This window comes from Variovorax fucosicus (assembly GCF_030316825.1).
Lineage (GTDB): Bacteria > Pseudomonadota > Gammaproteobacteria > Burkholderiales > Burkholderiaceae_C > Variovorax > Variovorax fucosicus.
The window spans coordinates 33,737-59,600 of record NZ_JASZYU010000001.1 but is presented as its reverse complement, the minus strand read 5'-3'; the positions used below and the strand labels follow the sequence as shown (position 1 = coordinate 59,600).

Here is a 25,864-nt window from a genome sequence, read left to right as displayed (position 1 = left end):
CTGGATGGCATTGCTCGACTGGGCTGTCATTGCGGCGCTCGTGCTGTCGGTGCTGGTCGGCATGGTGCGCGGCCTGGTGTTCGAGTTGATGTCGCTGGCGGGCTGGGTTCTGGCTTTTTTCGTTGCGCAATGGCTGGCCGAGAGCGTGGCCGCGTGGCTGCCGATCGGTGCGCCCGATGCCACATGGCGCTATGCGCTGGCCTTCGTGCTGGTGTTCGTGGCGGTGGCCTTCGTGGCCGGGCTGGTGACTGCACTGGTTCGCAAGCTGATCGTGGCGGCGGGCCTGCGGCCGGTGGATCGCACGCTCGGCGCCGCCTTCGGTTTCGCGCGCGGCGCCGTCGCGCTGCTGGCGGTGGCTGTCGCGGTGCATCTTTTTTCGCTGAGCGACAGCGCCTGGTGGCGCGAATCGCGCAGTGCCACTGTTCTGGATGCGGCATTGCAGGGCCTGAAGCCTGCACTGCCTGAAAAATTGGCAAGCTACCTGCCCTGAGAGGATCGCTTCATGTGTGGAATCGTCGGCGTTGTCAGCAACGCGCCCGTCAACCAGTTGCTCTACGACGCGCTGCTGCTGCTGCAGCACCGCGGCCAGGATGCGGCCGGCATCGTCACGCTGCTGGAGCGCAAGTTCTTCATGCACAAGGCCAAGGGCATGGTGAAGGACGTTTTTCGCACGCGCAACATGCGCGCGCTGCCGGGCAACGTCGGGCTGGGCCAGGTGCGCTATCCGACTGCCGGCAACGCCTACAGCGAAGAAGAAGCCCAGCCGTTCTACGTGAACGCGCCGTTCGGCATCGTGCTGGTGCACAACGGCAACCTCACCAACGCGCATGCGCTGCGCGCCGAGCTGTTCTCGACCGACCACCGCCACACCAACACCGAGAGCGATTCCGAGGTGCTGCTCAACGTGCTCGCGCACGAGCTCGAGCGCTCGACGCGCGGCGTGCCGCTGCACGCCGAAGAAGTGTTCGCCGCCGTCAAGAGCATGCACAAGCGGCTGCGCGGCTCGTACGCCGTGGTGTCGATGATCTCCGGCCACGGCCTGCTGGCATTCCGCGATCCGTATGGCATCCGGCCGCTCTGCCTGGGCCGCAATGCCGAAGGCACCGTGATGGTCGCGAGTGAATCGGTCGCGCTGGAAGGCCTGGGCTTCAAGTTCGAGCGCGACATCGCACCGGGCGAAGCGCTGTTCATCGACCTGCAGGGCCAGGTGCATGCGCACCAGTGCGCCGAAGCGCCAACGCTCAACCCCTGCATCTTCGAGTTCGTCTACCTGGCCCGGCCCGACTCGACGATGGACGGCATCTCGGTCTACCAGGCCCGCCTGAACCTGGGCGAGACGCTGGCCAAGCGCGTGGTGTCGACGGTGCCGCCGAGCGACATCGACGTGATCATCCCGATTCCCGAATCGAGCCGGCCCAGCGCCACGCAGCTCGCGCACCTGCTGGGCATTCCGTACCGCGAAGGCTTCGTCAAGAACCGCTACGTGGGCCGCACCTTCATCATGCCGGGGCAGGGCGAGCGCAAGAAATCGGTGCGCCAGAAGCTCAACGCGATCCCCAGCGAATTCAAGGGCCGCAACGTGCTGCTGGTGGACGACTCGATCGTGCGCGGCACCACCAGCCGCGAAATCGTGCAAATGGCGCGCGACGCCGGTGCGCGCAAGGTCTACCTGGCCAGCGCGGCGCCACCGGTGCGCTACCCCAACGTCTACGGCATCGACATGCCGACCAAGGGCGAACTCGTGGCGCACGACCGCACGATCGAAGAGATCCGGGCGCTGATCGGCTGCGACGCGCTGATCTACCAGGACGTGGACGCGATGAAGCGCGCCGTGATGAAGGCCGCCCCCGTCCCCGCAGGCGGTGTGCCCTCCAAGTTCGCCGGCTTCGAGGCCTCGTGCTTCGATGGCGTGTACGTGACCGGCGACATCGACACAGAGGCGATCAACCGCATGAACGGCAACCGCCCGCGCGTCGAAGAAACCGAAGAAGACGCCTCGCGCCTCGCACTGCCCAACATCCGCTGAAAGCCGCCGTGACCGATCGATCCCTGCCCGCGGGCCTGCACCGCGACACGCTGGCCGTGCGCACCGGGCTGGAACGCAGCCAGCACGGCGAGCATTCCGAGGCGCTCTACCTCACCAGCGGCTTCGTCCAGCCCGACGCCGAAACCTCGATGCGGCGCTTTGCTGGCACCGAGGAAGGCTTTACCTACTCACGCACGTCGAACCCCACGGTGACCAGCTTCGAGCAGCGGCTGGCCGCAATGGAAGGCACCGAAGCCGCCATCGGCGCTTCCACCGGCATGGGCGCGATCCTGATGATGTGCATGGGCCTGCTGAAGGCCGGCGACCACGTCATCTGCTCGCGCTCGGTGTTCGGCTCGACGCTGAACCTGTTCGCGAAAGAGTTCGCCAAGTTCGGTGTCGAAACCACCTTCGTCTCGCAGACCGACGTGGCCGAATGGCGCGCCGCGCTCAAGTCCAACACCCGGCTCCTGTTCGCCGAAACGCCGACCAACCCGTTGACCGAGGTGTGCGACATCCAGGCCCTGGCCGACCTGGCCCATGGCGCCGGCGCGCTGCTGGCGGTCGACAACTGCTTCTGCTCGCCGGCGCTGCAGCGGCCGGTGGAGTGGGGCGCCGACCTCGTGATCCATTCGGGCACCAAGTACCTGGATGGCCAGGGCCGCGTGATGGCCGGCGCGATCTGCGGGCCGTCGAAACTCATCGTCGACGTGTTCGGGCCCGTGGTGCGCACCGCCGGCATGGCGTTGTCGCCTTTCAACGCGTGGGTGGTGCTCAAGGGGCTGGAGACGCTGGGCATCCGCATGCAGGCGCAGTGCGCCAACGCGCTGGCCGTGGCGCAATGGCTCGAAGCGCAGGCCGGGATTGCACGGGTCTACTACCCGGGCCTGGCTTCACATCCGCAGCACGAACTGGCGATGCGCCAGCAGTCGGGCCTGGGCGGCGCCGTGGTGTCGTTCGACGTGGTCGGCGATACGCCCGAAGAAGCGCGTGCCAACGCGTTCCATGTGATCAACAGCACGCGCGTGGTCAGCATCGCGACCAACCTGGGCGACACCAAGACCATCATCACCCACCCGGGCACCACCTCGCACGGGCGCCTGAGCGAAGCCCAGCGCCAGGCCGCCGGCATCGGCCAGGGGCTGATCCGCCTCGCGGTCGGGCTCGACCACGTTCAAGACATCCAGGCCGACCTGCTGCGCGGCCTGAGCACCCTTACTTCATGACCTCCAAAGTACGCACGCGCATCGCGCCATCGCCCACCGGTTTTCTGCACCTCGGCACGGCCCGCACCGCGCTCTATTCGTGGGCCTACGCACGCCATCACGGCGGCGAGTTCGTGCTGCGCATCGAAGACACCGACGTGGCCCGTTCCACGCAGGAATCGACCGACCAGATCCTCGCCTCGATGCACTGGCTCGGTCTCGATTACGACGAAGGCCCGGTCTACCAGATGCAGCGCCTTGCGCGCTACCAGGAAGTGATCGCGCAGATGCTCGCGGCAGGCACGGCCTACCACTGCTATTGCACGCCGGCCGAACTCGAAGCCATGCGCGAAGCGCAGCGCGAGCGCGGCGAGAAAACGCTGTACGACCGGCGCTGGCGGCCCGAGCCCGGCAAGGTGCTGCCGCCCGTGCCCGAAGGCGTGCCGCCCGTGGTGCGCTTCTGCAACCCGGTCGAAGGCGACGTGAGCTGGGACGATCTGGTCAAGGGCGAGATCACCATCAACAACCGCGAGATCGACGACCTGATCATCCAGCGGCCCGATGGTGTGCCCACCTACAACTTCGCCGTGGTGGTCGACGACTGGGACATGACGATCACGCACGTTTTCCGCGGCGACGAACACATCAACAACACGCCGTGGCAGATCAACATCTTCCGCGCGCTCGGCGCGCCGCTGCCTGCGTTCGGCCATGTGCCCGTGATCCTTGGCGACGACGGCCAGAAGCTGTCGAAGCGCCGCGGCGCGGTCAGCGTCACGGCCTACGAGGAGAACGGCTACCTGCCCGAAGCCATGCTCAACTACCTTGCGCGTCTCGGATGGAGCCATGGCGACGAGGAGCTGTTCTCGCGCGAGCAGTTGGTGCAGTGGTTCGACGGCACGCACCTGTCGAAGAGCCCCGCGCAATGGGATGCGGCCAAGCTGAGCTGGGTCAACGCCCACTACATCAAGCAGATGGACAACGCGGCGCTGGCCGAACTGGTGGCGGTTCAGTTGCAAAAGCGCGGCATCGCGGCCGATGCGCGTCTGCCCGAGATCTGCGCGCTGTTCAAGGATCGTTGCGACACCACCGTCGCGCTCGCCGGCTGGGCCGCAGGCTTCTACGCCGACGTCACGGCGAGCGAGGCCGACCGCACGCAGCACCTCACCGATGCCGTGCGCCCCGCCGTGGCTGCACTGGCCGACAAGCTGGCCGACGTGGCATGGGACAAGCCCGCGATTGCCGCCGGCATCAAGGAAGTGCTGGCCGCGCAGGGCATCAAGATGCCCGTGCTCGCCATGCCGGTCCGCGTGCTGGTGCTCGGCACGCCCCAGACACCCTCGCTCGATGCGGTGCTCGCGCTGTTTTCTCGCGAAACTGTGTTGGCGCGCTTGAGAACGCTCTGAATTTCGGGCTATAATTCGAGGCTCGACGCGTAGGGCACTAGCTCAACGCATGGGGGTATAGCTCAGCTGGGAGAGCGCTTGCATGGCATGCAAGAGGTCATCGGTTCGATCCCGTTTACCTCCACCATCGAGTCGAGTCGGAAGTTTGTTCCAAGGTTTTGACCCTATCGTCTAGAGGCCTAGGACACCACCCTTTCACGGTGGCTACCGGGGTTCGAATCCCCGTAGGGTCGCCAAATTGGCTTCGGTCAACAAGGCACAAGTCGTCAGCACTTGGCTCCACAAGAGCGAACGTTGTCTACCAGGAGTGGTAGTTCAGTTGGTTAGAATACCGGCCTGTCACGCCGGGGGTCGCGGGTTCGAGTCCCGTCCACTCCGCCAATAAAATCAACGGGTTGCAGCAGAAATGCCGCAACCCGTTTTTCGTTGTCCGTGACGTGGGAACACTTATGGGAACACTTGACCTTGGGTGGCGGTGTCCAATGTCTACGTGCGTCATCTAGTGCGGGCGTGGCCGCCACCGCACCACATCTGACATTTTGAGAGGAGCTACCGTGGAAATTGAGCGAGTCGTCGATAGCAACGGTCGTATGGAGATGTGGGCCTATGAATGGGATATGGCACACACCCCTGCTCGCAAGGCGGATCGCCGTTTCATCGGATATGAGCAACCCGTGCGGTCGGCTCTTGAGGAGTCTGCCGTGGTGCGGGAGGCCATCTGTTGGTCGTATGGACGCACGCTCGGCAACATCACGGTTTCGAATGAGCAACTGCTCGGCACCTTCCCGGGAGCGGAAGGTGACGACGCTGAATTGCGTTGCGACATCGTGGGCGCGGGAAAGATGCGAAACGGCAAGGACCGCTGGTGGTGCCGCACGCATCAACGTCACTGGGGCACGAAGGCCGACATCACCGACGCTGCGGCGAATGGTGGGACGCGGTGCTCGAACCATTCCCAGCCCATGTCCTATATCGTCGATCCCCCACATCTGAATATCCAGGACCATGCGGAAGTCGGAATCTGGTGTTCGATGCCGCCCGCGCTCTCACATGTCGGAGCCGCGCAGAAGCGCCGCCCGAAAATTCATGTTCACGTGCGAAACGAACCGGGCAAGGACAAGGTGATTGACCGTGACTTCAAGGCGCTCTCTCTGCATTACAACTCGTCCACCAGCCTGTTCGGCAGCACCGAGATCACCAAGGTTCACCTGACACCGCCATCAGCGCTTGAATTCGTGCTGGCCCTTGAGGCAGGCAGGAGCATGGGGTGTATTAGCTGCAGGGACTGCGGCTACCCACACCTTGACCTTGGTACGTTCGCGCGAACGGAGCATTCGAAACATCTGTGCGGAAACTGCGGCCGCGACAACACGTGGAGCAAGGTCCCCATTGCTTCGACGCCGCTTAAGCCGCTGCACGATCAGTTCAGCAAAGCCGACCAGTACGATGACGTGACATCGACGATCAGCTTGGATGACTACGCCGGGCTTCCTTTTCAAATCTGGGCATCGACTCCAGCCGTCCTTTGGACGGCGCAACGCGCTCAAGAGCGCGGCATCCATGTGCATGTGTACAAGGACGGTAAATACCTTATCGATAACACCTTCGGCACTGTCATCTACCAAGGCAAGCCGCTCGAGCGAAAGATGCTGCTTGAGATGATGGTAGCCAACACCATGAATTAAGTCGCCACGGGAACGCCGCCAGCATGCTGCGTCAACGCCCGACAGGGCAATGGGGACAGGAGCGCGGCGGGTCAAAGAGGCGGGTAACTTGCCCAAGCGGAAGGCAAAGCAAAAAACCTGTCATGCAGCCTGGATGAAGGGCGAGTCCGCACTCTCGGCGTAAGCAATGGGATGGACGCCCCCACCCGTGACGGCATCAACGTGCCAAAGTGGAAGTGTCACCAACCACTTGAACCGAGAGGGGCGTCCACCATGAAGATTACGACTGTTGGCATCGACTTGGCAAAGAACGTGTTCCAGGTCCACGGGGTCGATGAGCATGACAAGGCCGTGCTGAGAAAGCAGCTCCGGCGCGATCAGATGGCCACGTTCTTCGTCAATCTGCCGCCGTGCGTCATCGGCATCGAAGCGTGCAGCAGCGCCCACCACTGGGCGCGCAAGCTCGTGGCGATGGGCCATACCGTGCGGCTGAAGGCGCCGCAGTTCGTCAAGCCTTACGTCAAGACCAACAAGAACGATGCCGCCGATGCGGAAGCCATCTGCGAGGCTGTGGGTCGGCCCAACATGCGCTTTGTGCCGGTGAAGAATGTCGAGCAGCAAGCGGTGCTCGCCCTCCACCGTGTACGCCAGGGCTTCGTCAGGGCGCGCACGGCTCAAGCCAATCAGATCCGCGGCCTGCTCGGCGAGTTCGGCGTCATCATCCCGCAGGGCATCGGCTACATCGCCGCGCGTGTTCCGGGGTTGATCGAAGACGCTGCCAATGAACTGCCTGGCGCGTTCCGGCTGCTGGTGCAACGCCTGCTCGATCACCTCAAGGAGCTGGACCGTCAGGTCGACGAACTCGAGGCGAAGATCCAGGCTTGGCACCGCGGCAGTGAGCTCAGTCGCAAGCTTGCTCAGGTTCCGGGGATCGGGCCGATCACTGCCAGCGCGCTGGTCGCGTCGATCGGCGACGCCAAGAACTTCGACAGCGGTCGCCAGGTGGCAGCGTGGCTAGGCCTCGTGCCGAAGCAGCATTCCTCGGGCGGCAAAGCCAACCTGCTGGGCATGAGCAAGCGAGGCGACACCTACCTTCGAACGCTGCTGATACATGGCGCGCGCTCGGTGATCTATCGAGTCAGCCAGAAGGCTGAGTCGTGCGGCTGGATCGCCTCCGTGGTGAACCGGCGCAACAAGAATGTGGCAGCAGTGGCGTTGGCGAACAAGAATGCCCGGATCGTATGGGCGCTTCTGGCGCACGATCGGCACTTCGACGCCGGCTATGTGCGCCAGGTGGCACCGGTCTAGAACGTAACACCGACATCAACACTCAGGGAGAACAACCACCGATTGCTCAGGCGATCATGAAGTGATGGCAAGACAGGTCAGACCGTGGTTGGCAAAGCCCGCGCCGGACGAGGCACACAAAGTGCGTGTAAGCGATCGAGGCGTCAACCAGCTCATCCCATCAGGGACCGCGGCCCAAAGCTGCAACCAGAGTCCGAATGTACGGGTGCAATCTTTACCTTCGAGTCGTCACCATTGAGAGCTTGGCAAAGGGGGCGTCCATGTACGTCCGGTGGTCCCGTCTTGACGGGAGCGGCGATGAGGTGTTCGCTGCGGCGATCGCCCAACGGCGCGGTAGGAGTTCTTCGATCAAACTGGTCGGCTGCGTCTGGTTCCGCTCGAGCAGGTCGCGCAAATAGGCGTGCGGCTCCGCGCGCTTGAAATGGCGAGCCACAGCCGCACCTGTCCTATGGATGAACCACATTGCCCTTTCTGATTGGACTGAGTTCGAGCCCACCCTGCGCCGGGAGCTCGCAGGCATGGGCCACCACTGGCTTGTCACTGTGCGCAACTTCGAGCGGGTGGGTTTCGAGGGCGGCAGGGACGTCGACCGCTTCAAACGAGCGTTGAAGAACGGCACCGATCGGACCAAGAAGAGCGACTTGTGGAATGAACCCGAGCACGACTTCGACCATGACCGCAACCGAAGTGGGAAGAAGCCGGACGAGGTGATCTATGCCTTCACGATCGATCTCGCGCAGACGCCCTACAAGGTGCTGCATAAGTCCGGAATCCAAGATGTGGCGGACTCGAACACCCTCAACGAGGGAAGCGCGATCATCGTTTACGATTTCTCTCAGCTTGAGCGTAAGTCCGAGAACGAGTATTGGTTCAAGACTTCGCCGAAGCAGGCCGCACTGTTGATCTTCACAGTCGAGGAGCGCGAATCCGACGAAGATGCAGAAGCCCGCGAAGAGGATCGCGATGAGTGATGAGGCCGGCATCGATCACGCTGGCGATAAGGCGGCTCTCCAGAGGGGTCAGACGGCTCGCGCGAGGCGATCGCCGTGAGCCAAGCCTTGCCCGGCCGATTGCCGACAGCAAATGTCGGCTATGCCTCATACGTCTTCACCCTGGTCGAAAAGGCCGCCACCAACAACCGAGCGAATCGCCGGCCAAATTCGGGCTGCCTTGTCTGACCCTTGCCAAACGTGCCCATGGACCTCCAGCCCTACACCACCCGCCTTGAAAAATTCTTCAACGAAGTCGCCGTCGTCCAGCACTACCAACGACTCTCCGCGAACGTCGCCAAACAGACCATTGTCGACCTGCAGGCGCGAGATGAAGATTTGGCTGGGCTAGACGCCGAGGCCCGAGAGATCCTTGGGAGCAGCGCGCACCTGTTCTCCTTTTACAGCCCATACACGGGAGCTATCCATCCCTATTCCCACAAGAGGCTGAACCTCAAAGACACGGCAAGGCTCGTTCACCTTCATAAAAACAAGCAATATCAATGGCTGCTAGTCGAGGCCTACGAGCTGTTTGAGGACTTCGTGGTCTCGCTGTATGAACTCGTCCGAGGCGAGTCCGCCTACTTCCGGCTGAGCAAGGATGGGAACGCGACCATGCCCCCGGCCGAGCTTAAGAAGAAAGTGCCTCAGATCATCGACATGTTTCGGAAGAAACTTTCCGAACTCGCCAAGATCGAAATCGAAAACCGGAGTAGCACCAACCTTCGGCTGCACACCTGCATGTCTGAGAAATTTCGGCATGTCATCGTCCATAAGAACGGGAAGGCCGGCGATGCTGAAGCGATGGCCGATGAAATTCTCAAGCGGGCGAATTTGGCGAGCGACAAGGCGCGGGAGCCCGCGGCCAGGGCCAAGATTGCCAACTACGTCGGTATCGGCGACGTGGCGGGCGTGATCGTTTTAGTCGAGCAGCCAGTCTTCAGAGGAGGCGGGGTAGCCATGGACATTAACAGGCACGAGAACCTGGTGAATTCGTTGATGGCGCATGCCCTAGTCATGTCGCAATGCCTGGTCAACCACATCGGGAAGGCATAGTTCCGTACCTCTCAGCCCGTCGTCTTCCCAACGTGTCGCATAGACGGGCGTGTGGCGCTCCTGTCTCTTTGACCTGCTGGCCGAGCCCGGAAGGGAAGACGACGCCTCGCACGTCCGCGCTCGTCTGATGGAGTGTCGCGCCGCGGCGGCTTAAAAAGGTAAGAACGCGAGAAGGTCGCGATCAAGCGGCTCGAAGCTGGACCGGCAAGGCTCATGGCGAAATCGGCCGCACGAACTTTCACGCCGCGGAGCGCTTGACCGCCGCGATGCCAGCAAGTGGAACCCGCCTACGGCGCCACAGGGGCCACCAAGGCAACCTCAACCGGTTCCAGGTGGTCTAGCAGAGCCGACGGGCCGTGGTTTGCGTATTTGTCCCAGAACATATCGGGCTGCAGGTACCTGAGTCCTGCAAAGACAAACGAAGAGGGATCCACAAACACATCCGCGGACTTGTGCTCGGGATGGGCTTCGCGAAACGCGCAGTAATATGAGACGCGCGCCTCTACGTCTGCGTAGCGGGCCGGTAGGCCGAGCGACGATATATGCGTAAAGTGTTCGTCGTACAAGATGGCGAGCGAAGAGAGCCCCGCGCGCGAATACCAATTACCTCGCAAGATCAGGCGGTCAATTGTCTTGGCGTCAATACGAGGTCCATGCCGGCGAACCATGGCGAACAGCTGGTCAGCAATCAAGTTTCCCTCATGCGTCCCTCGCATCAGGTTGCCAAGCTTGATGGCTTCGTCGATAACCGCGTTTAGGCCAGCTTGCCCAAGTCCATCAGCGCAAGACGCAAGTGCATCCGCTAGAAGCAGCATCATCCGCCTGTCGCCAACGGCGGTAGCCGCGTGCATCGCATCACGCAAACTCAGCGCAAGCTGCGAGCTTCCCTCCCAGCGGGCGATGCTTTTTAGCTCCCCCTCGAGTCCAGCCCTGATAGTCTGCACCTCCGACACCCATTCGGTCCAGACTTCCTGATCTGTCAGCAACGGGCTACCGGTCACCCTTTGCGCAAGCAACCAGTCCTGCAACCACAGGTACCAAGCCTCCTTGGTGGCGACATCGACTCGAACCATGATGAACGGGTACCTGCAAGCGTCCGCGTACTCCAGGTACTTCCGCTCGATGATGAACTTGACTGCTCCATCGCGTCTCTCAACTTGGTCCGAAGACTTGATCTGGACCTTCAAGATATCCCCAGTCAAACCGTGTTCGGTCATCTCGAACTCGGCGTCGATGCCGAAATCTTCGCTTAACTCTCGCGACAGCCAATGCGGGTGCTCTTCGACATGGGCTAGCAGCCACTTGTGTCCTTGCGATCCGGTCTTTTGACTCGAGCTTCTGTTAGCCATGCCAAGACTTTAGCGCGGTGACCAGAAAGCCGTCCAAGGTTTTCGCCTTGCAAGGCGTCCGGTGAAACTGCGAGGCGTTCGACGTGCCGCTAGATGCTTTCACTTTGCCGATGGACAATTTTTCCAATCGTGAAGCAATGCTTCTGAATGAACTGCTTTTTGGGAAAGCGTTGCGAGTCGGGGTTGTCGCACTGTAGCCACCAGGCGCCGGCGTCGCGGAAGATGCGGCGTATAAGTAGCTGGCCTTCGTAGTTCACCGCATAGGCCTGTGCATCGACCAAGTCCTGGTCGGACACGTTGATAACCACGAGATCCCCCTTGGAGATCGTGGGCTGCATGCCATCGTCCGGACATTCGATCGCGAGCAGCTTCTCGCTGCTGTACCTCCGTGACGCAAGCCAGTCTCGCCTGAAGGCGATGAAGCTGGCTGCAGGCAGGAGGGGTTTGATCGAAAATCCCTTGTTGTTCGCTCGTAGTTCCAACTCTACGCAGGGAATGCGGACGTAGTCCTGCTGGGGTGATTCAACGTTTCCAAGGGAGCTCGAAGCCTCCAGCACCTCCTGCAATTCTGTCGCAAGCCGAGGGCTGAACTGGGACAGGTCCACCCCAAGACCGCGTGCGAACCGACATCCCGCCTTGAGGTTTATTGCGCGACGACCGTGCAGGTATTGCCAAACCATCGAACCGGAACCCAGCTTGTGTTTTTCGCCGAACGCGCGTTGGGACATGAGTGCGCGCTGGTTGAATAGCGCACTCAGGAGTTCCGCTTCATGTTCCTCTACTGCCATGAAGCAATGCTATTGCATTTCACATAGTTTTGGCAAATTGAAAAGCAGTGCTATTATGCGGGTATGGTCACCTCTGCACGTGGATCTCGCTGCCGCACTTGGCATCGTGCGCTGAGTGCCACTGTGCGCCCACGGCCTAGCAATCTTGAGCGTCGCGATGGCACCGTCTGATCGACGCATCGAACTCAGCGCGCTCGAGGCCGCACTCAAGTCGATCGCGCCTTCGACGGAACAAGTCGTCTGGTTGAATCCGGCGGACGGGGTTACCGGTCGCAACTTCGAATACGCCGATCTGCTCAAGGGGAGCGAGCTGGGGCGGCGCGTGGGTGCCGTTGTTGAAAAAGACGGTAGTCCGCTTGTCTACGTTGCTAGCGTGCCCGAGAACGCACAGAACGTGGGTCGCGAGCTGGCCCAGTTGCTCGGCAACCGTGGCGAAACAGCCGTCCTGCTTGATGTTCACCATGCGGCTGACAGCCGGAAGGTGATTGCGAGGGCGTGGCCATGCATGCTTGATGCCCAAAAGCCATTGCAGCTTGATCTGAGCAATCCCATTGATGCGCGGTCGGTGCTGGGTGATCTGCAGGAAGGGCTCTGGGGCGCGGGAAATGCCTATCAGGAACAGCGACTTCGCGATTTGCTAGTTGATAGCGTCGACACGGTGTCGAAGGCGTTCTTGAACGCTACCACTGCCGCTTGGCGCTCAAAGGGACGTGGACAAGAGGTTCTTGCGCTCGTTGGTCGTGCCTTGTTCACCCGTTTCTTGTTGGATAGGGGAATCCTGGCGCAGAACACGGCCCCGGCGCTTTGGAAGCTTCTTGGACAAGACGGCGCGGCAGCGTTCAACTCTGCCGAGCAGGCGGCGGCTATGTGCCAATGGCTGGACCAGACGTTCAATGGCGAGTTCATGCCACTGCCCGCGAAGGCGGGCTATCAATCCTATTTTTCCGAACTCCTTCGGCAGTCGCCAAAGGCACTGGCTCCCTTGGGGTGGATCGTCGGGCGAACGGACGCCGGCGGGCAGTTGCCACTATGGGAAAAGTTGGACTTCTCACACATTCCAGCAGGGACGCTGAGCGAGGTCTATGAAGACTACGCGCATCGAAAGGCGCCTAGGAACGCAAAGGAAACCAGCGTCCACTTCACGCCGCGTCACATTGCTCGGATGATGGTTCGGCAAGCTCTGGCAGGTCTGCCGCCGGACACGGCAGCCAATGCAAAGGTGTTGGACCCGGCGGTGGGAGCGGCCGTCTTTTTGTCTCTGACCTACCGGGAGCTGGCTCGCCACCGCGCGTTGCGTGACAACGGTGTTTGGCCCGACACGGAAGCACTTCGCGGGATTCTGTACAAGCAATTGCGCGGCATGGACATTAACGCAGATGCGTTGAACCTCGCGGCCTTGACGTTGTATCTCACCGCGATCGAGCTCGATGCCAATCCCGTTCCACCGGAGAAGCTGAAGTTCAAGAAGCGGCTGATTGGTTCCGTTCTTATCGATGTGGGTGCGCCCGACTCCAAAGACCCCGCTGCCGCGGACCTGGGAAGCCTGCGCAAGAAGTCGGGGATCGGATCCGACTTCGACATCGTGATTGGCAATCCTCCTTGGACTTCACTGGGTCGGAGGGACGAGGAAGACGGCGCCGACTCGGCAAATGGTGCTGCCGTCTCCGATGCGTTCGCTCTCGAAGTCGCGTCGGTGGCATCGAAGTGTGCTGCGCTTCGCGGCGTTGTGTTGGAGGAGCCGTATGCGCACCCTGATAAGGTGCCCGATATCGCTTTCGTATGGAAGGCCTCCGAATGGGCCAAGGAAGGCGGGATCATCTCGCTCATCGTTCACCAGCGGCTTTTGATCAAGCAGAGCAAGCCTTGGAGGCTTGCGCGTCGGGCCTTGTTCTCCAGCATCGAAGTTGACGGCATTCTGAATGCGGGGGAGTTCGCCAATCACGACAAGCTGATTTGGCCAGGCATTGAGTCGCCTTTCTGTGTTCTATTCGCACGAAACCGCAGGCCTCCGGTAGATCACCGCGCCCTGCTGCTCACGCTGGCCGTAGAGCCGACCCTTACGAAGCGGCGCCAGATCAGGATCGATCCACTGGCAACGATGCATGTCTCCATGGCGGATTTCGATGAGCATCCCGGCGGACTGGTGGTGCGAACGAAGGGCTGTGAACTTGATCGCGCCCTCCTGCAGCGTTGGGCTGCTCGGATGGCAATACCGCGGAATGCTCCTATCGATAACGACGCCCCCCGACGGCTGCCATTGACGACGATAGGAGCCTGCGTTGATCAGGTCGCAATCGGCCGGCCGAAGCGGGGATTCAAGACGGGCATCAAAGGAACCGCGCTGCCGGCTTGGTTCGCGGATCTTCCGCAAGGAACAAAGGAGATTGCGGGGAGAGGTGCCGAGCGAATCGCTGGCGCTGTCAACGCTTCGGATATTCATCTGAGCTTTGAACGTCGACCGGTCAAGTCTTCGCCGACTCTCCAGTGGTATCAGCCACCACTTCTGCTGCTGCGGCAAGCCGTCGGAACTCTCGGTTCGCTGGAGCGCTCGGCACTAGTCTTGCCATCTCCCGATGACATGCCAGTGATGTACCCCTTCGCATTCGTGGGCACCCCGCTCAAGCGCGACCTCGATGCACTTCTCTATGCGAAATACATCGCGGTGTGGGTCAACAGCTCTCTCTATAGCTACTTCCATACGTTGACGTCCACGCAGTTCTCCTTCGGCATCAAGGCTCTTCTCAGTGAGGAGATACTGGGAACGCCCGTCATGGACATGCATCAGGCCATCAAGGCGCGGTTAACGAGCAAATCGGAGATCAATCGCCTGTTCGATGGTTTGGCGCATCCTGCTGCCTCTCTACAGGCGGACATCGATGCATGGGTGCATGGAATCATCGGTTCTGACGCGAGCGAGCGTCAGCTGATCGAAGACACGTTGTCGGTCTGCTATCCAATCGGCAGGCCGCGGCAAAGTGGCAAGAGTTGGGTAAGTCCGTCCGGTGTTGAACGCTACGTCTCTCAACTCAAAAGGGAGTTGGAAAGCGCCGCCGACGTGATCGACGCGAATTCGCTGTGCGTCGTGCCCACCGGTGCCGCTTTGGCTGGCTGGCGATTTGTGACTTGGCGGCTCAATGAAGCTGTGTCGATTCGGGATGACGCTGTTCAACTCGCTGAGCTTGATGATGAATCGTTGCTTCAATTGATTCGCGAGAAGTATCCGCAGGGCGAGCTTTGGGCCCAGGCGCCAGGCGGCCGATTCGTCTACGGCCAGCTGGCGCTAAATCGCCTCTGGTTGCCGTCCAGGGCATGCCTGGCCGCTCAAGTGATGGTCGCGTGGGCCGATCAGTCCACCGAGTGAGCCCGGACTTCTGCTTCTTCCATCCACGGGATCCTCAGAAGGGCCCGATCAAATCGACGTTGAACAAGCGAGCGATCAGAGTGGTCATCGCGGCAATCCAGGATGCCTGGAATGACATCGAGACCTTCAATTACTGGAAGTCCAGTCCATTCGAGCTCAAGCACTACTTCGATGAAGATGAGCTCACTACGAAGCTGGCGGAGATCCTCAATGACAAACTGTCCAATGAAGGCGTTGGTGGTTTCCGCAAGGAGCTATTCCAGACAGTAGTACGTGATGGGAAGCAGTCCACCGCTACGCTCAGTAGCATCGATCAAATGCCCGACCTGACTTTTCGCATGATTCAGACTGCACCAGGCGAGGATCGAGACGAGTCGGCGCTCTTTGTCGAGGCGAAGTTGATTGACGCAACCAGCGGATGCCGACAGTATGTCGTGAATGGTTTACATCGATTTGTCTCGGGAAAATACGCGCCACGGATGACATTTGGTCTGATGCTGGGCTACGCCACCCCGGACTTCAAGGATATCTGTACGCATCTTTCCGACTACTACGTAAACGCTACCTCTTCTGAGGCTCTGCTTTGTGCCGCGGACGTAGCACCGAGCGATGTCCACGCCGACTGCTTCGCTACGGAACATTGCCGCGCAGTGCCTTGTGCTCCTGATTTTAAGGCGCTTCATCTCTGGGTGCTCAGAGCAACTCATTGATGACGGCGGATTCATCGAGCGGCTCTCAGCCTGCAGACGAATGCCGAAGCAAATCCGCCATTGAATTTTTGGATTCGTTCACTTCATTGAACCGCCGATTGAGTTCTTCGACTTGAGGGTGTGACTTGATCCCCTGAACGTTCAAGTAGGCAATCACAATGCCGTACTCGGCGCATGCCAGCAAGGCGTGCTTGACCTCATGGCTGTCTTCACCGTACATGCAAGTGAAATCGACTTTCCAGTGGTCGCTGCCATCGTCGCCTTGCACCTCGAGATGCCGGAAGACTGAAAGCGGATTTGGATGCGCACCGAAAGTGATGGAAGCGTCATACAGCCCTTGAACGTAGTCACCCATGTCCGCCTGAATGCTCTGCAGCTGCTTCGCGGTGTCCTTTACCGCGGAAGTGAAGGCCCTTCTGCAGGCGGTCCTTTCGGCATCTCCTTTGTCACGATCCATCCAGACTGACTGCAAGGTATCGTCTTTGGTGAGCAGGAACGCGTAGCACGCCGATTCCAGTGCAGCTCGTGCGAGGGGAAAGACGGACGACACGTGGCCGGAGATCGCCATCCGTACGGCGGCGAGGAAAGAAAAGTAGGCGTTCATGTTTAGAAACGCCGGAACCGTTTGCGCGTCCAGTGTGCCGGTCCACACCTCTCGAATCAACGTGTCCACGTCCTTTATGAGCTCGAAGAACTGCGGTGGCGATTGCTGGAACGTGCGTGTGCGTTCATCTGAGAACGCTAGGTAGTCGTCGATGCTCTTATCGATGAGAAATTGCATCTGGACCTTCCGATGTTCAATGCTTGAAGGAGCACATTTTCAGCCAATGCGCACGCGAGACGCTTGGGCCTCTCGATGGGCGTCACGGCGTACCGCCGTCGGGCTCGCGGGCGTTGCCCCGCGCCTCGTGCCGAGTCGCGGCCATGCGGCTTTGATCCCTGACGCCTCCGGCCGTCTCTGCGTTCCCGGCCTGCGCGCTCCGCTTGCCGATGGGGCAGGGGAGTGGGGGGGGCAGGCTTGCTGTTCCCTTTACCGTATCACGCCGTTCTCGTCGTCAAGGTCTGCGCGCACCTTGTGCGCTTGCGTCCTGGCGGCCGTCTTCGAACCCTGACCACTGCGTTGCGCCGTGCTGGTGCCGGTCTCGGGCAATCCCGCCCGATTCACGGAGCCGACCATGGCGCACGATTTCTTCTCTTTCGATTCTTCCGTTCTTCTGGTTCGCGATGTCGCGGGCGACTACCGGCCGGCCGAAGCCGGCGAGGTGCTGCAGGCCGCGCAGCGGCTTCTGGGGCAGCAGTTGCAGGGGCGCGAGGTGTTGTCATCGCCACAGGTGGTGCGCGATTTTCTTCGGGTCAAGCTCGGAGCGCTGGAGCACGAGGTGTTCGCGGTGCTGATGCTCGATGCGCAGAACCGGCTGATCGAATACGTCGAACTCTTCCGCGGCACAGTTAGCCAGGCATCGGTCTATCCACGGGAGGTGGTCAAGGAATCGCTGGCGCGCAATGCGGCGGCTCTGGTCCTGGTGCACAACCACCCCTCGGGGGTCACCGAGCCATCGCGGGCTGATGAACACCTGACGCAAATGCTGAAGGCTGCGCTAGCGCTGGTGGACGTGCGGGTGCTCGATCACCTGATCGTTGCTGGCAGCGACGTGCTGAGTTTTGCGGAGCGAGGGCTGCTGTGATGAAACGGGGGAGAAAGCCCCCGCTTGTTTGACGCGTCGCGCGCCGTTCCCTGTCTATGCAACTTGCTTCTGAAGCGTCTTCGCTGTGTAGGCAAGCCAAGCGCCGACGAGTCCGACAAAGACCCAAGCCGCGAACCCCTCAGGGCTCTCTGGTATCCACCATGTCGGCCAATCCGGATACAGCTTTGCGAGCGTGAGTTCTTGATCGATGCCCGCACGATTGAACGCACGCGTGGCGCGGTTGAAGGCACGTCCCAGTCGCAGTCCCAAGCCTATGGCTCCGCCCGCGGCGCTGAACATGGCCCATCCCAGCCATCGAGCAGCGCTCAAGTTTCGCAGTAGCAGACCCATCAACCAATCCATCCCCTGATGCTACCAAGACCATTCCCAGCGCCGTGCGCCAATGAAGGGTGTCGTCAAGGAAGGAGCGTGCTTTCGGCGGTCTTCTTTCCCGCTGTGATCACGTGATCGGTTGCATGTCGATGACGCCTTAGAAAAGGTCGCCCTGCGCTGGGGGCGGCTTTGCTGAAGGCGGCGGCTTCGGCAGCTTGGGCGGAGCAGGAGGCTTGGCAACCTTTGGCACTCGCGGAGCCTTCGGCGCCGGGAAGCCTTTGAACGGCCCCGGCCACTGACGGAAGTATGCGGGTGCTTCGCTTAAGGGGCACGACATCCACCGGTCATACTCTTCCGGCTCCAAGAACACCGGCATCCGCTTCTCTTTGCCCCGCGCATGAAACTGCCTGTAGAACGGATGGTCATCGTCACGCTGCGCCAGCAGCCGGAGACTGCGAATGGCACGATCTTCGTGTCGCTGGAGGACGAAACCGGCGTGGTGCAGGTCATCTGCTGGAAAAGCCTGCGCGAGCGTCAGCGCAACGAGTTACTGCGTTCGCGGCTGCTGGCGGTCAAAGGCGTGTGGCAACGCGAAGGCGAGGTCCGCAATCTCATTGCCAGTCACCTCGAAGACCTGACGCCTCTGTTGGGCCGTCTTGCCAACTCTGCGCCAAGCAGAGACTTCAGATAGCCATCAGCGTCGAACATCACGCTAGACATGTCCCGTTCCATGCACCGTTTCAGAATCGCCACGGTTCCGCAAAGCATTCGAACATGCTCGATGCAAGCCCGGGCTCAGCCGCCGTGGCACTTCTTGAACTTGAGACCCGAGCCGCAGGGGCATGGGTCGTTGCGCCCCACCTTCGCAGTCTGGCGGGCGATGGGCGCACCTTTGGCTGCGAACGGATTGGCTCTGGCGCCCTCACGCAGCCTGCGTTGAGGGGGAGGTCCCTTCTGACGAATTTCGGCGATGAGGCGGTTCTGATCGGCGAGTTGGGCCTGCATAGGCGGTGGCGCCCCCTCGATGAGGGGCTCGAGCCGCCGCATCTGCAATTCCGCCTCGTCGAACTCACCGCTATAGGCCAGTATCACTGCGTACAAGCTGCGCGCATCAAGCAGCTTGCCGACCATGGAATGCCGCTGGATGAACGGCAGGACAAAGTCCTCCATGATGTTGCGAGCGCCCAGGAAATCCTTCACCCATACGAAGTCATCAGCCACGTCGAGTCCCGCTCGCACGTAGGAATCGATGGCGCCAGCGATCTCGTAGAACCGCATCGCTTGAGTCCGCGCGTGCGGCATTCTCCGCTTGGTCTCTTTACCAATCATCGCCAGGAGCTCCAGTGCATCCGCGAGATGTTTAACGTCATCAATGTCGAGTGATGGCGTTTTTATCGCCTTCCAGAGTTCTGGCTGCTTGAGGCCGATCACCTCATCCGGGGAAATGCCGAGCACCCCGTAATACTCATCGATGACGCCGGAAACGACCGCCTCGGCGATACGGTGGGAGCCTATAAAAAAGAGAGCCGCTGCGGCGTTGTATGCCAGTATGCGTTGGTGGCCCTTTAGATCGGGCATGTCGCGGGACGCTTGCTCAAGCGCGGCCATCACGCCGTCTTCGTCGCGTAGCACGCCCGCGAGGTTCATGCGCTTCATCCAGAGCCGGGCTCTGTGCGTGGGAGAGAAGCCGAACTGTTCAACGACGCGCTCACATGCCGCAAGCCACTCCGCCACCTTGTCGGCTCGCTCCCGCACTCCGTGCTTGAGCGCCGAGAAGATCAAACCGTCGTAGGCCCAGAACTGCTGCTCGGGCTCCAAAGCACCCGAGGCCAACGCTTGCTCCAGGGCCAACGAAACTTCAGGGATGACGCCCATCTCATGGAAGATCTCCTCCCCGATCAGCTCTATCAGAGGCTCAAGATGATTGAGTGCGGACAGCAGCCTCGCCCAGAAGACGATTCGACCGAAATCGCGATGCTCCTGCAGGGATTGCAAGATGATCTCGGACAACTCTCGCAGCGCCCGTGCCTTGAACTCTGGCACTTCGTTGGATCGCAACTTGCCGAGGGTACGAACAGCATCGTGAATGCGCGCACGATCGCCTCCGACACTTTGTGCCAAACCCAGTGTCTTGAGCTGCCTCACTATGCTGGCGGCGCTCGCTTCATCCATGTCCAGGCACCGCGTCAGAAGCGTGAGCATCTCCGCTCGGGATAGCGGAACGTCAGAGAAGCAAAGGGCGCAGGCTGCCTGCTGCTGTTGAAGCGGCAAGCCATCGAAGGCTCGCTCCAGGATCACCTCCTGGGCAGTGACTGCGCCGTGGAGGCCTGCTTCTAGCGACTGCACGAACTCGTCAATGCTGCCGTCGTGCTCCAACGCGGCCAAGCGCGCAGCGCTTTGCACGAACAACGGATAGCCTCCCGTCAGGACCCGCAGGCGCTCCATTCCTTCGATCGTGCCGGTGCAACCGAGCGCCGCGGCTTCGGCAGCCACATCCTCGACAGACCAGCCGCGAAGGTCCTCGCGCTGAATGCCCTGCAATGCTTCCAGCTCGGCAACCGTGCGCCCGGGGTGGCAGAGCAGCACCAGACGGATACTCGATGTATTCCTTGCGACCTGGTCCAAAGCGGTCGATGGCAAGGCGTGGGCGTTGTCGATCACCAGGATGGGGGAGCTGCCTTTCTCCTGCAATGCCTGGTCCAAGGCGCGAAGCGATTCAAGGCCGCTGGCGCCGGGAAGCAGAACCTTCTCCAGAGCCACTGCGCCTGCTAGTTGGGCGGCGCATTCCCGCACCAGAGCCGATGGCAGGGCTGCGGGAGCAGTGTCTCCCGCGTCGTAGTAGGCGCATGCACTTCCGGAATGCGCGGCAGTCTGTGCCGCCCATGACGTCTTGCCTGCCCCCGAAAAGCCGCAGACGACCCGCACGTGCTCCGTCGCTTCAATCGCCGGCTCACCCTGGTGCGGCCTGTAGTGAAGCAACAGCTCGGGGAAGTCGTGCAACTGGCGTGCGAACTGCTCGAAGAGGGCCGGCAGGCTTTCCGCGAGAAACTGATGATCGCCGTAGGGCTCGGTGCCGCTGGACGCAAGCGCGACGTTTGCAGCCAGCTTCCAAACCAGCGTCTCGGCCGCGATTGTTCGCAGCGGCAACTGTTCTGCAGCTGCCGTGCACCAAGCGACCGCACTCGTGATGTCTCGCCACGCAGGCGGTAGGCCTGGAGCTTGAGGTCCGATGCGGCCCCCGGGCCATTCCAACGAAACGTAGCTCAGGTCGCGCTCGGCAAGCGCGCGCGCCAACGCTTCACCGGGTGGTTGGTTCGAGACAACGACAAACTGTGCATCACCGGCTCTTCGGCCCGAGCTGTGCTCCTGTCGCAACGTGGCAAATCGCTCCAATGCGCCCTCAATGTCGGATTGGATCAATGGACGGTTCCGCGTCTTGACTTGCACATAGACCGTCAGAGATGGGAACTGCAGTTCGATGTCTTCGTCCAGCTCGACTCTGATAGCCCTGAGGTCCGAGCCTTGAGCGGCAAGCAGGCAACCAGCGGCGAAGAGGTGCTGGTACATGAAGCCTCGATGAACGGCTTCGATCCTGACAAGCTGGGCTGGATCCAGAATGACCATAGGGGAGAGGCGGGAAGTGAAGTTGAAACTTGTAACAGTATTTCATGTTCCGACCTTGCCAATGCGTGCCAATTTCTAGGGAAGGCCGAGGCGTCCCGGCGCAAGGCGCCGTCAGGCTCTTGTGCGCGGCACCACGCCGGGCATACCCGTCCTGGCCATTTGGCTTCGATCCTTGACGCACTCCAGGGGACTGGCTAAAGCCAGTCCCCGCCGCGCAGGCTTGGCGCCCCTCGATACCGCCGACCAGGCGACACCTGATCGGCCAGCGCATGTCGTCGATGCGCGCTGCGCGCGCTTGTTCACTTCAAGCTAGGCGTGCCTGCGGCACGCAGGGGCGCTCGCCGCGCGGCGGTGGGTTCGTCGCTCCCCTGGCCGTTGGCTGGGTTTCCGTCTTTCCTCTCCTTCATCGCTGATGCCGCGACCGTAGCCGCCGGTGCCTGGCCGTCAAGGCGCGCAGGGCCGTGTCCTCGCCTGCGGCTGCGGGCCGCACCAACCCTGCGCTTTCTTCCTTGACGGCCAGTCCCCGCCGGCCCGGTTTTTTCGCGGGCGATGAACTCAGGAAAGACGGCGGCAACGGCGACCAGCCCAGGTCACTGCGCCGAACCCACCGAAGCCAACGCCGGGCTCCGAATCTTGGAATCCGGCTGGAGTGGGAAACCACAGGAGAGCCGCGCATGCAGACACCGACACCTTGAACCCCTTCTCTTTTTCTTCCTTTTTCACTTTCAACGTCCCGGCAAGGGACAGGAGATTTCAATATGAACACCGCTACCCTTCACGAAACCACCGCCATCGCCGCTGCTGTCGCAGCCGTCACGGCTTCGCAGGAACTGCTGCTGATTCCGCTGTCTAAGCTGCGGCCTTCCAGCCGCAACGTGCGCAAGAGCGGCGGCACGTCGATTCCCGAACTCGCTGCCAGCATCGCCCGTGTGGGCTTGCTGCAAAACCTCAACGTGGTGCTGGCCGCCGATGGCGAGCACTACGAGGTCGTCGCCGGTCGCCGCCGCCTCGCCGCGCTCAAGCTGCTGGTCAAGCGGCGCAAGCTCGCCAAGGACTTCGAGGTGGCCTGCTTGCTGGGGTCTGATGCGGCGGCGCGCACCGTCAGCCTGACCGAGAACGTGCAGCGCGAGGCCATGCACCCGGCCGACCAGTTCGAAGCCTTCGCCGATCTGGTGGCCGAGGGACGGCCCATCGAGGACATTGCCGCCGACTTCGGCGTGACCCCTTTGGTGGTGCAGCGACGGTTGAAGCTCGCCAACGTCTCGCCGCGCCTGTTGGCCGACTACCGGGGTGACGCCGTCACGCTGGAGCAGTTGATGGCGCTTGCCATCACCGACGACCATGCGGCGCAGGAGGCGGCTTATTACGAGTCACCGCAGTGGCAGCGCAGCCCGGAGGCGCTGCGCGACCACCTTACGCATGAAGAGATCGACGCAGGCCGTGATGCGCTGGCGAAGTTTGTCAGCGTTCAGGCTTACGAACAGGCTGGCGGCGATGTGCGGCGCGACTTGTTCGCGGATGAGCAGAACGGCATCTTTCTCACGGACGGGGCGCTGCTGGACTCGCTGGCGAAAGACAGGCTCGCGCCGATGGCCGAGCAGGTGCAGGCAGAGGGCTGGGGTTGGGTGGACGTGGCCCCGCGAGCCACTTACGCCGACCTGCACCAGTTCCAGCGCATGCGCAGCAAGCGGCGAGAGCCGAGCAAGGCCGAGGCCAAGCGCATCGCCAAGCTGGAGGCACAGCAACGCAAGCTGCAAGACCGCCTCGACGACGAGAACGAAGACATGACGGACGTGCAGGCGCAGGCCATGCAGGACGAGATGGACGGCCTGGGCAACGAAGTCGAAGCCATCGAACGCACGCTGGTGGTCTATCCCCCGCGCACGATGGCGACGGCGGGGGCCGTGGTATCGCTCGACCACATGGGTGGTGTGATCGTGCATCGCGGGCTGCTGCGCGAGGAACAGGCCAAGGCGTTGCGGGAGCAGGAACGCGGCGGGAGCGGTGCGAATGACGATACGGAGAGCAGCGGTGCAGCCGAAGCGCAAGGCAAGCTGACCATTTCGGAGAAGCTGGTCAAGCGCCTGAGTGCCCATCGCACCGCCGCCCTGCAGGCCGAAGTTGCCCGGCATCCGCAAGTCGCGCTGGTCGCGGTGGCGCATCGCCTTGCATTGCGCGTCATTCATGACGCGCACTACGGATCGCCCCTCAACATCACCGCCAATCCACAAGACCGGCTGGAGCAGTACGCCCCGGACGTGGCCGAGGCACCGGCTGCGGTGGGCATGCGGCAGGTGCGGGAGGCTTGGGCGGAACGCCTGCCCAATGATTCGGATGCGCTGTTCACCGAGTTGCTGGCAATGCCACAGCAGGAGCTTCTGTCGCTGCTGGCGGTATGCGTGGGCTTCACGGTGACAGCCCTCGCTTCGCGTGAGGACGAAGCCCCAGCTGCTGCGCTGGCGCAAGCTGTGGGGCTGGACATGCATGCGTGGTGGACGCCGACGAGTGCAGGCTACTTCGATCACGTTTCCAAGGCCAAGGCACTGGAAGGAGTGCAGGTCTTCGCATCCGGTGAAGTGAACCGGCTCGGCAAGCTCAAGAAGGCGGATATCGCCAGCGAGGCCGAGCGGCTCGCGGCGGGTACGGGTTGGCTGCCTGCGATGTTCCGCGCCCAGGAGGCAACGGCGGTTGACGTTGCAGGCGCTGAACCGCTTGCCGAGGGGCAGGCTGATGCCGAAGCCCAAGAGGACGCGCACGCAGCGGCGTGATCCTCATGATTCCCCGGCCGCGAGGCCGGGGATCGAGAAATCGGCGCGACGCGCGCGGCAGGTCTGCCGCGCGCGCTTTGACTTCCGGAACACCATCCGATGCACAGCGTGGTGCTTTACGCCAGCGTTCGCTGCGGCGGGTTGGGGATGCCTGCCGGACACGGGAGCATCGAACAGCACCGGTCGCCCGCAATCCAGCGCGCTGATCGAGCTACATAACTCCACCCGGATACCCCATGAACCACCAAGGCGTCAGCGAGATATTCTTCGAAGAGTCCTACACCGTGCCGGCGGACCAGACAGCGAAGTCGCTCTTCTCGCGGCTTACTCACGGAAGCGGATATGCGGAGCGACTGATCGAGTGTCTTGCCACCGGGTACCTGGTGGCCGTGGTCGAATCCATTTGCATTCGCGAGATGCAGCAGCACGTCGATGCCGAAGCTGAAGTGGTGGTCGGCCGAACCATCCGCATCGACCACCGAGGGCCGATCCCGCCCGGGTCGCCCCTGCGGCTACGCGGATGGCTTGAGCGGCTGGGGGACCGGAGCGCGACGTTCCGCGTCCAGGCGCACGATGCGCACGAGGTCGTCTGCGAGGCCACCGTCACGCTGGTGGCGGTCCAGCGGGCACAGATGGAGTCGCGCATTGCGGAAAAGGTCTTGGCACTCCAGTGCCCTGGAAGCTAGGAAAGCGCGCCAAGCCGTATGGCGGATCGCGAGACAAGGCCCCAGCTTGCTGCACTCGTAGGTCGTGCGAGCCGTCCTGAGTGAGGTGGGCTACCGGTCCGCCATGACGACAGTCGCTCACAGAGAGCGCTCCGATGCGCATCTCCGTCCACGCCGCAAATGCCGATCCGCTGGCCAGCGCCAATGCGGTGGGATCGTTCTTCATTGTTGCGTTGTCGACCGACATGGACTTGGGCTGCGTCTGGGGTCCTGCCGAGAACGCTTTTGCAGCGGTGACCGCGCTGGGGCCATGCGTCCTTTCGCTACAGGATCACACCCACAGCGGCCTTGTATTTGTCGTGAATCCTGGCGAGGGCGCAGCGGCGCTGCACTTCGTTTCGCGCCGCCTCGGGCTTCTTCGCCGCAACCGTCCGGCCCGACAAATTTCCCCGACCTGCGGTCTTCCTCGCGAGGCAAATTTCTCGGCCCTCCCGGTCCTTCACTGCGTTGCGGCCCCTTCGCTTCGCTATGGGATGCGGCGCGCCCGGACCCTCACCCATCGGATCACGCCAAGGCCGCGATGGGCGCGACCTGGTCAACTTCAAAAGGACTTCATCATGGCCAACATCGGCACCTTCACCGCACAGAACGACAGCTACACCGGCACGGTTCGCACCCTGACGCTCAACGTCAAGGTCAAGATCGTGCCCAACGACAAGGAAAGCGAGAACGCTCCCGACTACCGCATCGTCGCCGGCAACTTCGAGATCGGCGCGGCGTGGAAGAAGCTCAGCCGGGCGGAGCGCCCCTACCTCTCGGTGACCCTGGATGACCCGTCGTTCCCGGCAACGATCTATGCCCGCCTGGTCGAAGCCGACGACGGCGCGCACAACCTGATCTGGTCGCGCAGCAAGGGCGACTGAGCGT

At 61.9% G+C, this 25,864-nt stretch carries 18 protein-coding genes, 3 tRNA genes and 1 pseudogene; 18 read left to right on the top strand and 4 right to left on the bottom strand.

Annotated elements, in window-relative coordinates; translation table 11 throughout:
- The first annotated feature begins 4 nt into the window (after window positions 1-4).
- From QTI05_RS00325 to QTI05_RS00275, 11 genes are all read left to right on the top strand, one after another.
- Window positions 5-490 carry a CvpA family protein gene (locus QTI05_RS00325; RefSeq protein WP_286622472.1) on the top strand — a complete coding sequence of 162 codons (486 nt, stop codon included), beginning with the start codon at window positions 5-7 and terminating at the stop codon, window positions 488-490.
- 12 nt (window positions 491-502) lie between these two features.
- Window positions 503-2,026 (top strand): amidophosphoribosyltransferase, encoded by a 1,524-nt coding sequence (purF, locus tag QTI05_RS00320; protein WP_286622471.1) that lies wholly within the window; start codon window positions 503-505, stop codon window positions 2,024-2,026.
- An 8-nt stretch (window positions 2,027-2,034) separates the two neighbouring features.
- Window positions 2,035-3,252, top strand: coding sequence for an O-succinylhomoserine sulfhydrylase (locus tag QTI05_RS00315; protein WP_286622470.1), 1,218 nt, complete (start codon window positions 2,035-2,037; stop codon window positions 3,250-3,252).
- Window positions 3,249-4,637 carry a glutamate--tRNA ligase gene (gene gltX, locus QTI05_RS00310; protein ID WP_286542826.1) on the top strand — a complete coding sequence of 463 codons (1,389 nt, stop codon included), beginning with the start codon at window positions 3,249-3,251 and terminating at the stop codon, window positions 4,635-4,637. Before QTI05_RS00315 ends, gltX begins: the two co-directional genes overlap by 4 nt.
- 51 nt (window positions 4,638-4,688) lie before the next feature.
- A tRNA-Ala gene (locus tag QTI05_RS00305) sits at window positions 4,689-4,764 on the top strand.
- A gap of 33 nt (window positions 4,765-4,797) precedes the next feature.
- Window positions 4,798-4,873, top strand: a tRNA-Glu gene (locus QTI05_RS00300).
- A gap of 68 nt (window positions 4,874-4,941) precedes the next feature.
- Window positions 4,942-5,018 (top strand) — tRNA-Asp (locus QTI05_RS00295).
- Window positions 5,019-5,191: 173 nt separating this feature from the next.
- Window positions 5,192-6,322 carry a hypothetical protein gene (locus QTI05_RS00290; protein WP_286622469.1) on the top strand — a complete coding sequence of 377 codons (1,131 nt, stop codon included), beginning with the start codon at window positions 5,192-5,194 and terminating at the stop codon, window positions 6,320-6,322.
- A gap of 252 nt (window positions 6,323-6,574) precedes the next feature.
- Window positions 6,575-7,609 (top strand): IS110 family RNA-guided transposase, encoded by a 1,035-nt coding sequence (locus QTI05_RS00285; protein ID WP_286622468.1) that lies wholly within the window; start codon window positions 6,575-6,577, stop codon window positions 7,607-7,609.
- Window positions 7,610-8,061: 452 nt separating this feature from the next.
- Window positions 8,062-8,580 (top strand): hypothetical protein, encoded by a 519-nt coding sequence (locus QTI05_RS00280; protein ID WP_286622467.1) that lies wholly within the window; start codon window positions 8,062-8,064, stop codon window positions 8,578-8,580.
- 225 nt (window positions 8,581-8,805) lie between these two features.
- Entirely contained in the window at window positions 8,806-9,654 is an 849-nt protein-coding gene (locus tag QTI05_RS00275; protein ID WP_286622466.1) for a hypothetical protein, read from the top strand.
- Between the two features lie 287 nt (window positions 9,655-9,941).
- Here the strand turns inward: QTI05_RS00275 and QTI05_RS00270 are convergent, their stop codons facing one another.
- Together QTI05_RS00270 and QTI05_RS00265 are read right to left on the bottom strand one after the other, a co-directional pair.
- Window positions 9,942-11,003, bottom strand: coding sequence for a DUF4365 domain-containing protein (locus tag QTI05_RS00270; protein WP_286622465.1), 1,062 nt, complete (start codon window positions 11,001-11,003; stop codon window positions 9,942-9,944).
- Window positions 11,004-11,092: 89 nt separating this feature from the next.
- Window positions 11,093-11,791 carry a S24 family peptidase gene (locus QTI05_RS00265; RefSeq protein WP_286622463.1) on the bottom strand — a complete coding sequence of 233 codons (699 nt, stop codon included), beginning with the start codon at window positions 11,789-11,791 and terminating at the stop codon, window positions 11,093-11,095.
- A 157-nt stretch (window positions 11,792-11,948) separates the two neighbouring features.
- Here QTI05_RS00265 and QTI05_RS00260 point away from each other — a divergent pair, with 157 nt between their 5' ends.
- Both QTI05_RS00260 and QTI05_RS00255 read left to right on the top strand, forming a co-directional pair.
- Window positions 11,949-15,152, top strand: coding sequence for an N-6 DNA methylase (locus tag QTI05_RS00260; protein ID WP_286622462.1), 3,204 nt, complete (start codon window positions 11,949-11,951; stop codon window positions 15,150-15,152).
- Window positions 15,149-15,862: a hypothetical protein gene (locus QTI05_RS00255; RefSeq protein WP_286622460.1), complete on the top strand. Its 714-nt coding sequence runs from the start codon at window positions 15,149-15,151 to the stop codon at window positions 15,860-15,862. The genes QTI05_RS00260 and QTI05_RS00255 overlap by 4 nt, the downstream gene beginning before the upstream one ends.
- A gap of 25 nt (window positions 15,863-15,887) precedes the next feature.
- Here the strand turns inward: QTI05_RS00255 and QTI05_RS00250 are convergent, their stop codons facing one another.
- On the bottom strand, window positions 15,888-16,643 hold the full coding sequence (locus QTI05_RS00250; protein WP_286622459.1) for a hypothetical protein: 756 nt from the start codon (window positions 16,641-16,643) through the stop codon (window positions 15,888-15,890).
- Window positions 16,644-17,037: 394 nt separating this feature from the next.
- Between QTI05_RS00250 and radC the strand changes: the two genes are divergently transcribed.
- Together radC and QTI05_RS00240 are read left to right on the top strand one after the other, a co-directional pair.
- The gene (radC, locus tag QTI05_RS00245) at window positions 17,038-17,547 is read left to right on the top strand and encodes a RadC family protein (RefSeq protein ID WP_286622458.1); all 510 of its coding nucleotides are present in this window, start codon (window positions 17,038-17,040) and stop codon (window positions 17,545-17,547) included.
- 664 nt (window positions 17,548-18,211) lie between these two features.
- Window positions 18,212-18,571, top strand: a pseudogene (locus QTI05_RS00240) (OB-fold nucleic acid binding domain-containing protein); the annotation flags it as partial.
- 104 nt (window positions 18,572-18,675) lie between these two features.
- Here the strand turns inward: QTI05_RS00240 and QTI05_RS27815 are convergent.
- The gene (locus QTI05_RS27815; RefSeq protein ID WP_353505937.1) at window positions 18,676-21,504 is read right to left on the bottom strand and encodes an SEC-C metal-binding domain-containing protein; all 2,829 of its coding nucleotides are present in this window, start codon (window positions 21,502-21,504) and stop codon (window positions 18,676-18,678) included.
- Between the two features lie 758 nt (window positions 21,505-22,262).
- Here QTI05_RS27815 and QTI05_RS00230 point away from each other — a divergent pair.
- The 3 genes from QTI05_RS00230 to QTI05_RS00220 all read left to right on the top strand — a co-directional run bounded on the left by QTI05_RS00230 (window position 22,263) and on the right by QTI05_RS00220 (window position 25,860).
- Window positions 22,263-24,272 carry a ParB/RepB/Spo0J family partition protein gene (locus tag QTI05_RS00230; protein WP_286622456.1) on the top strand — a complete coding sequence of 670 codons (2,010 nt, stop codon included), beginning with the start codon at window positions 22,263-22,265 and terminating at the stop codon, window positions 24,270-24,272.
- A 236-nt stretch (window positions 24,273-24,508) separates the two neighbouring features.
- Complete coding sequence (locus QTI05_RS00225; protein WP_286622455.1) at window positions 24,509-24,958, top strand: thioesterase family protein; 450 nt, start codon at window positions 24,509-24,511, stop codon at window positions 24,956-24,958.
- Between the two features lie 596 nt (window positions 24,959-25,554).
- The gene (locus tag QTI05_RS00220; RefSeq protein WP_286623319.1) at window positions 25,555-25,860 is read left to right on the top strand and encodes a DUF736 domain-containing protein; all 306 of its coding nucleotides are present in this window, start codon (window positions 25,555-25,557) and stop codon (window positions 25,858-25,860) included.
- The last annotated feature ends 4 nt before the right edge of the window (window positions 25,861-25,864 follow it).

Bases quoted from the DNA above. Each gene is read 5' to 3' on its own strand.
- QTI05_RS00325 (WP_286622472.1), top strand. From the start codon at position 5: ATGGCATTGCTCGACTGGGCTGTCATTGCGGCGCTCGTGCTGTCGGTG.
- purF (WP_286622471.1), top strand. From the start codon at position 503: ATGTGTGGAATCGTCGGCGTTGTCAGCAACGCGCCCGTCAACCAGTTG.
- gltX (WP_286542826.1), top strand. From the start codon at position 3,249: ATGACCTCCAAAGTACGCACGCGCATCGCGCCATCGCCCACCGGTTTT.
- QTI05_RS00285 (WP_286622468.1), top strand. From the start codon at position 6,575: ATGAAGATTACGACTGTTGGCATCGACTTGGCAAAGAACGTGTTCCAG.
- QTI05_RS00280 (WP_286622467.1), top strand. From the start codon at position 8,062: ATGAACCACATTGCCCTTTCTGATTGGACTGAGTTCGAGCCCACCCTG.
- QTI05_RS00275 (WP_286622466.1), top strand. From the start codon at position 8,806: ATGGACCTCCAGCCCTACACCACCCGCCTTGAAAAATTCTTCAACGAA.
- QTI05_RS00270 (WP_286622465.1), bottom strand. From the start codon at position 11,003: ATGGCTAACAGAAGCTCGAGTCAAAAGACCGGATCGCAAGGACACAAG.
- QTI05_RS00265 (WP_286622463.1), bottom strand. From the start codon at position 11,791: ATGGCAGTAGAGGAACATGAAGCGGAACTCCTGAGTGCGCTATTCAAC.
- QTI05_RS00260 (WP_286622462.1), top strand. From the start codon at position 11,949: ATGGCACCGTCTGATCGACGCATCGAACTCAGCGCGCTCGAGGCCGCA.
- QTI05_RS00250 (WP_286622459.1), bottom strand. From the start codon at position 16,643: ATGCAATTTCTCATCGATAAGAGCATCGACGACTACCTAGCGTTCTCA.
- radC (WP_286622458.1), top strand. From the start codon at position 17,038: ATGGCGCACGATTTCTTCTCTTTCGATTCTTCCGTTCTTCTGGTTCGC.
- QTI05_RS27815 (WP_353505937.1), bottom strand. From the start codon at position 21,504: ATGGTCATTCTGGATCCAGCCCAGCTTGTCAGGATCGAAGCCGTTCAT.
- QTI05_RS00230 (WP_286622456.1), top strand. From the start codon at position 22,263: ATGAACACCGCTACCCTTCACGAAACCACCGCCATCGCCGCTGCTGTC.
- QTI05_RS00225 (WP_286622455.1), top strand. From the start codon at position 24,509: ATGAACCACCAAGGCGTCAGCGAGATATTCTTCGAAGAGTCCTACACC.
- QTI05_RS00220 (WP_286623319.1), top strand. From the start codon at position 25,555: ATGGCCAACATCGGCACCTTCACCGCACAGAACGACAGCTACACCGGC.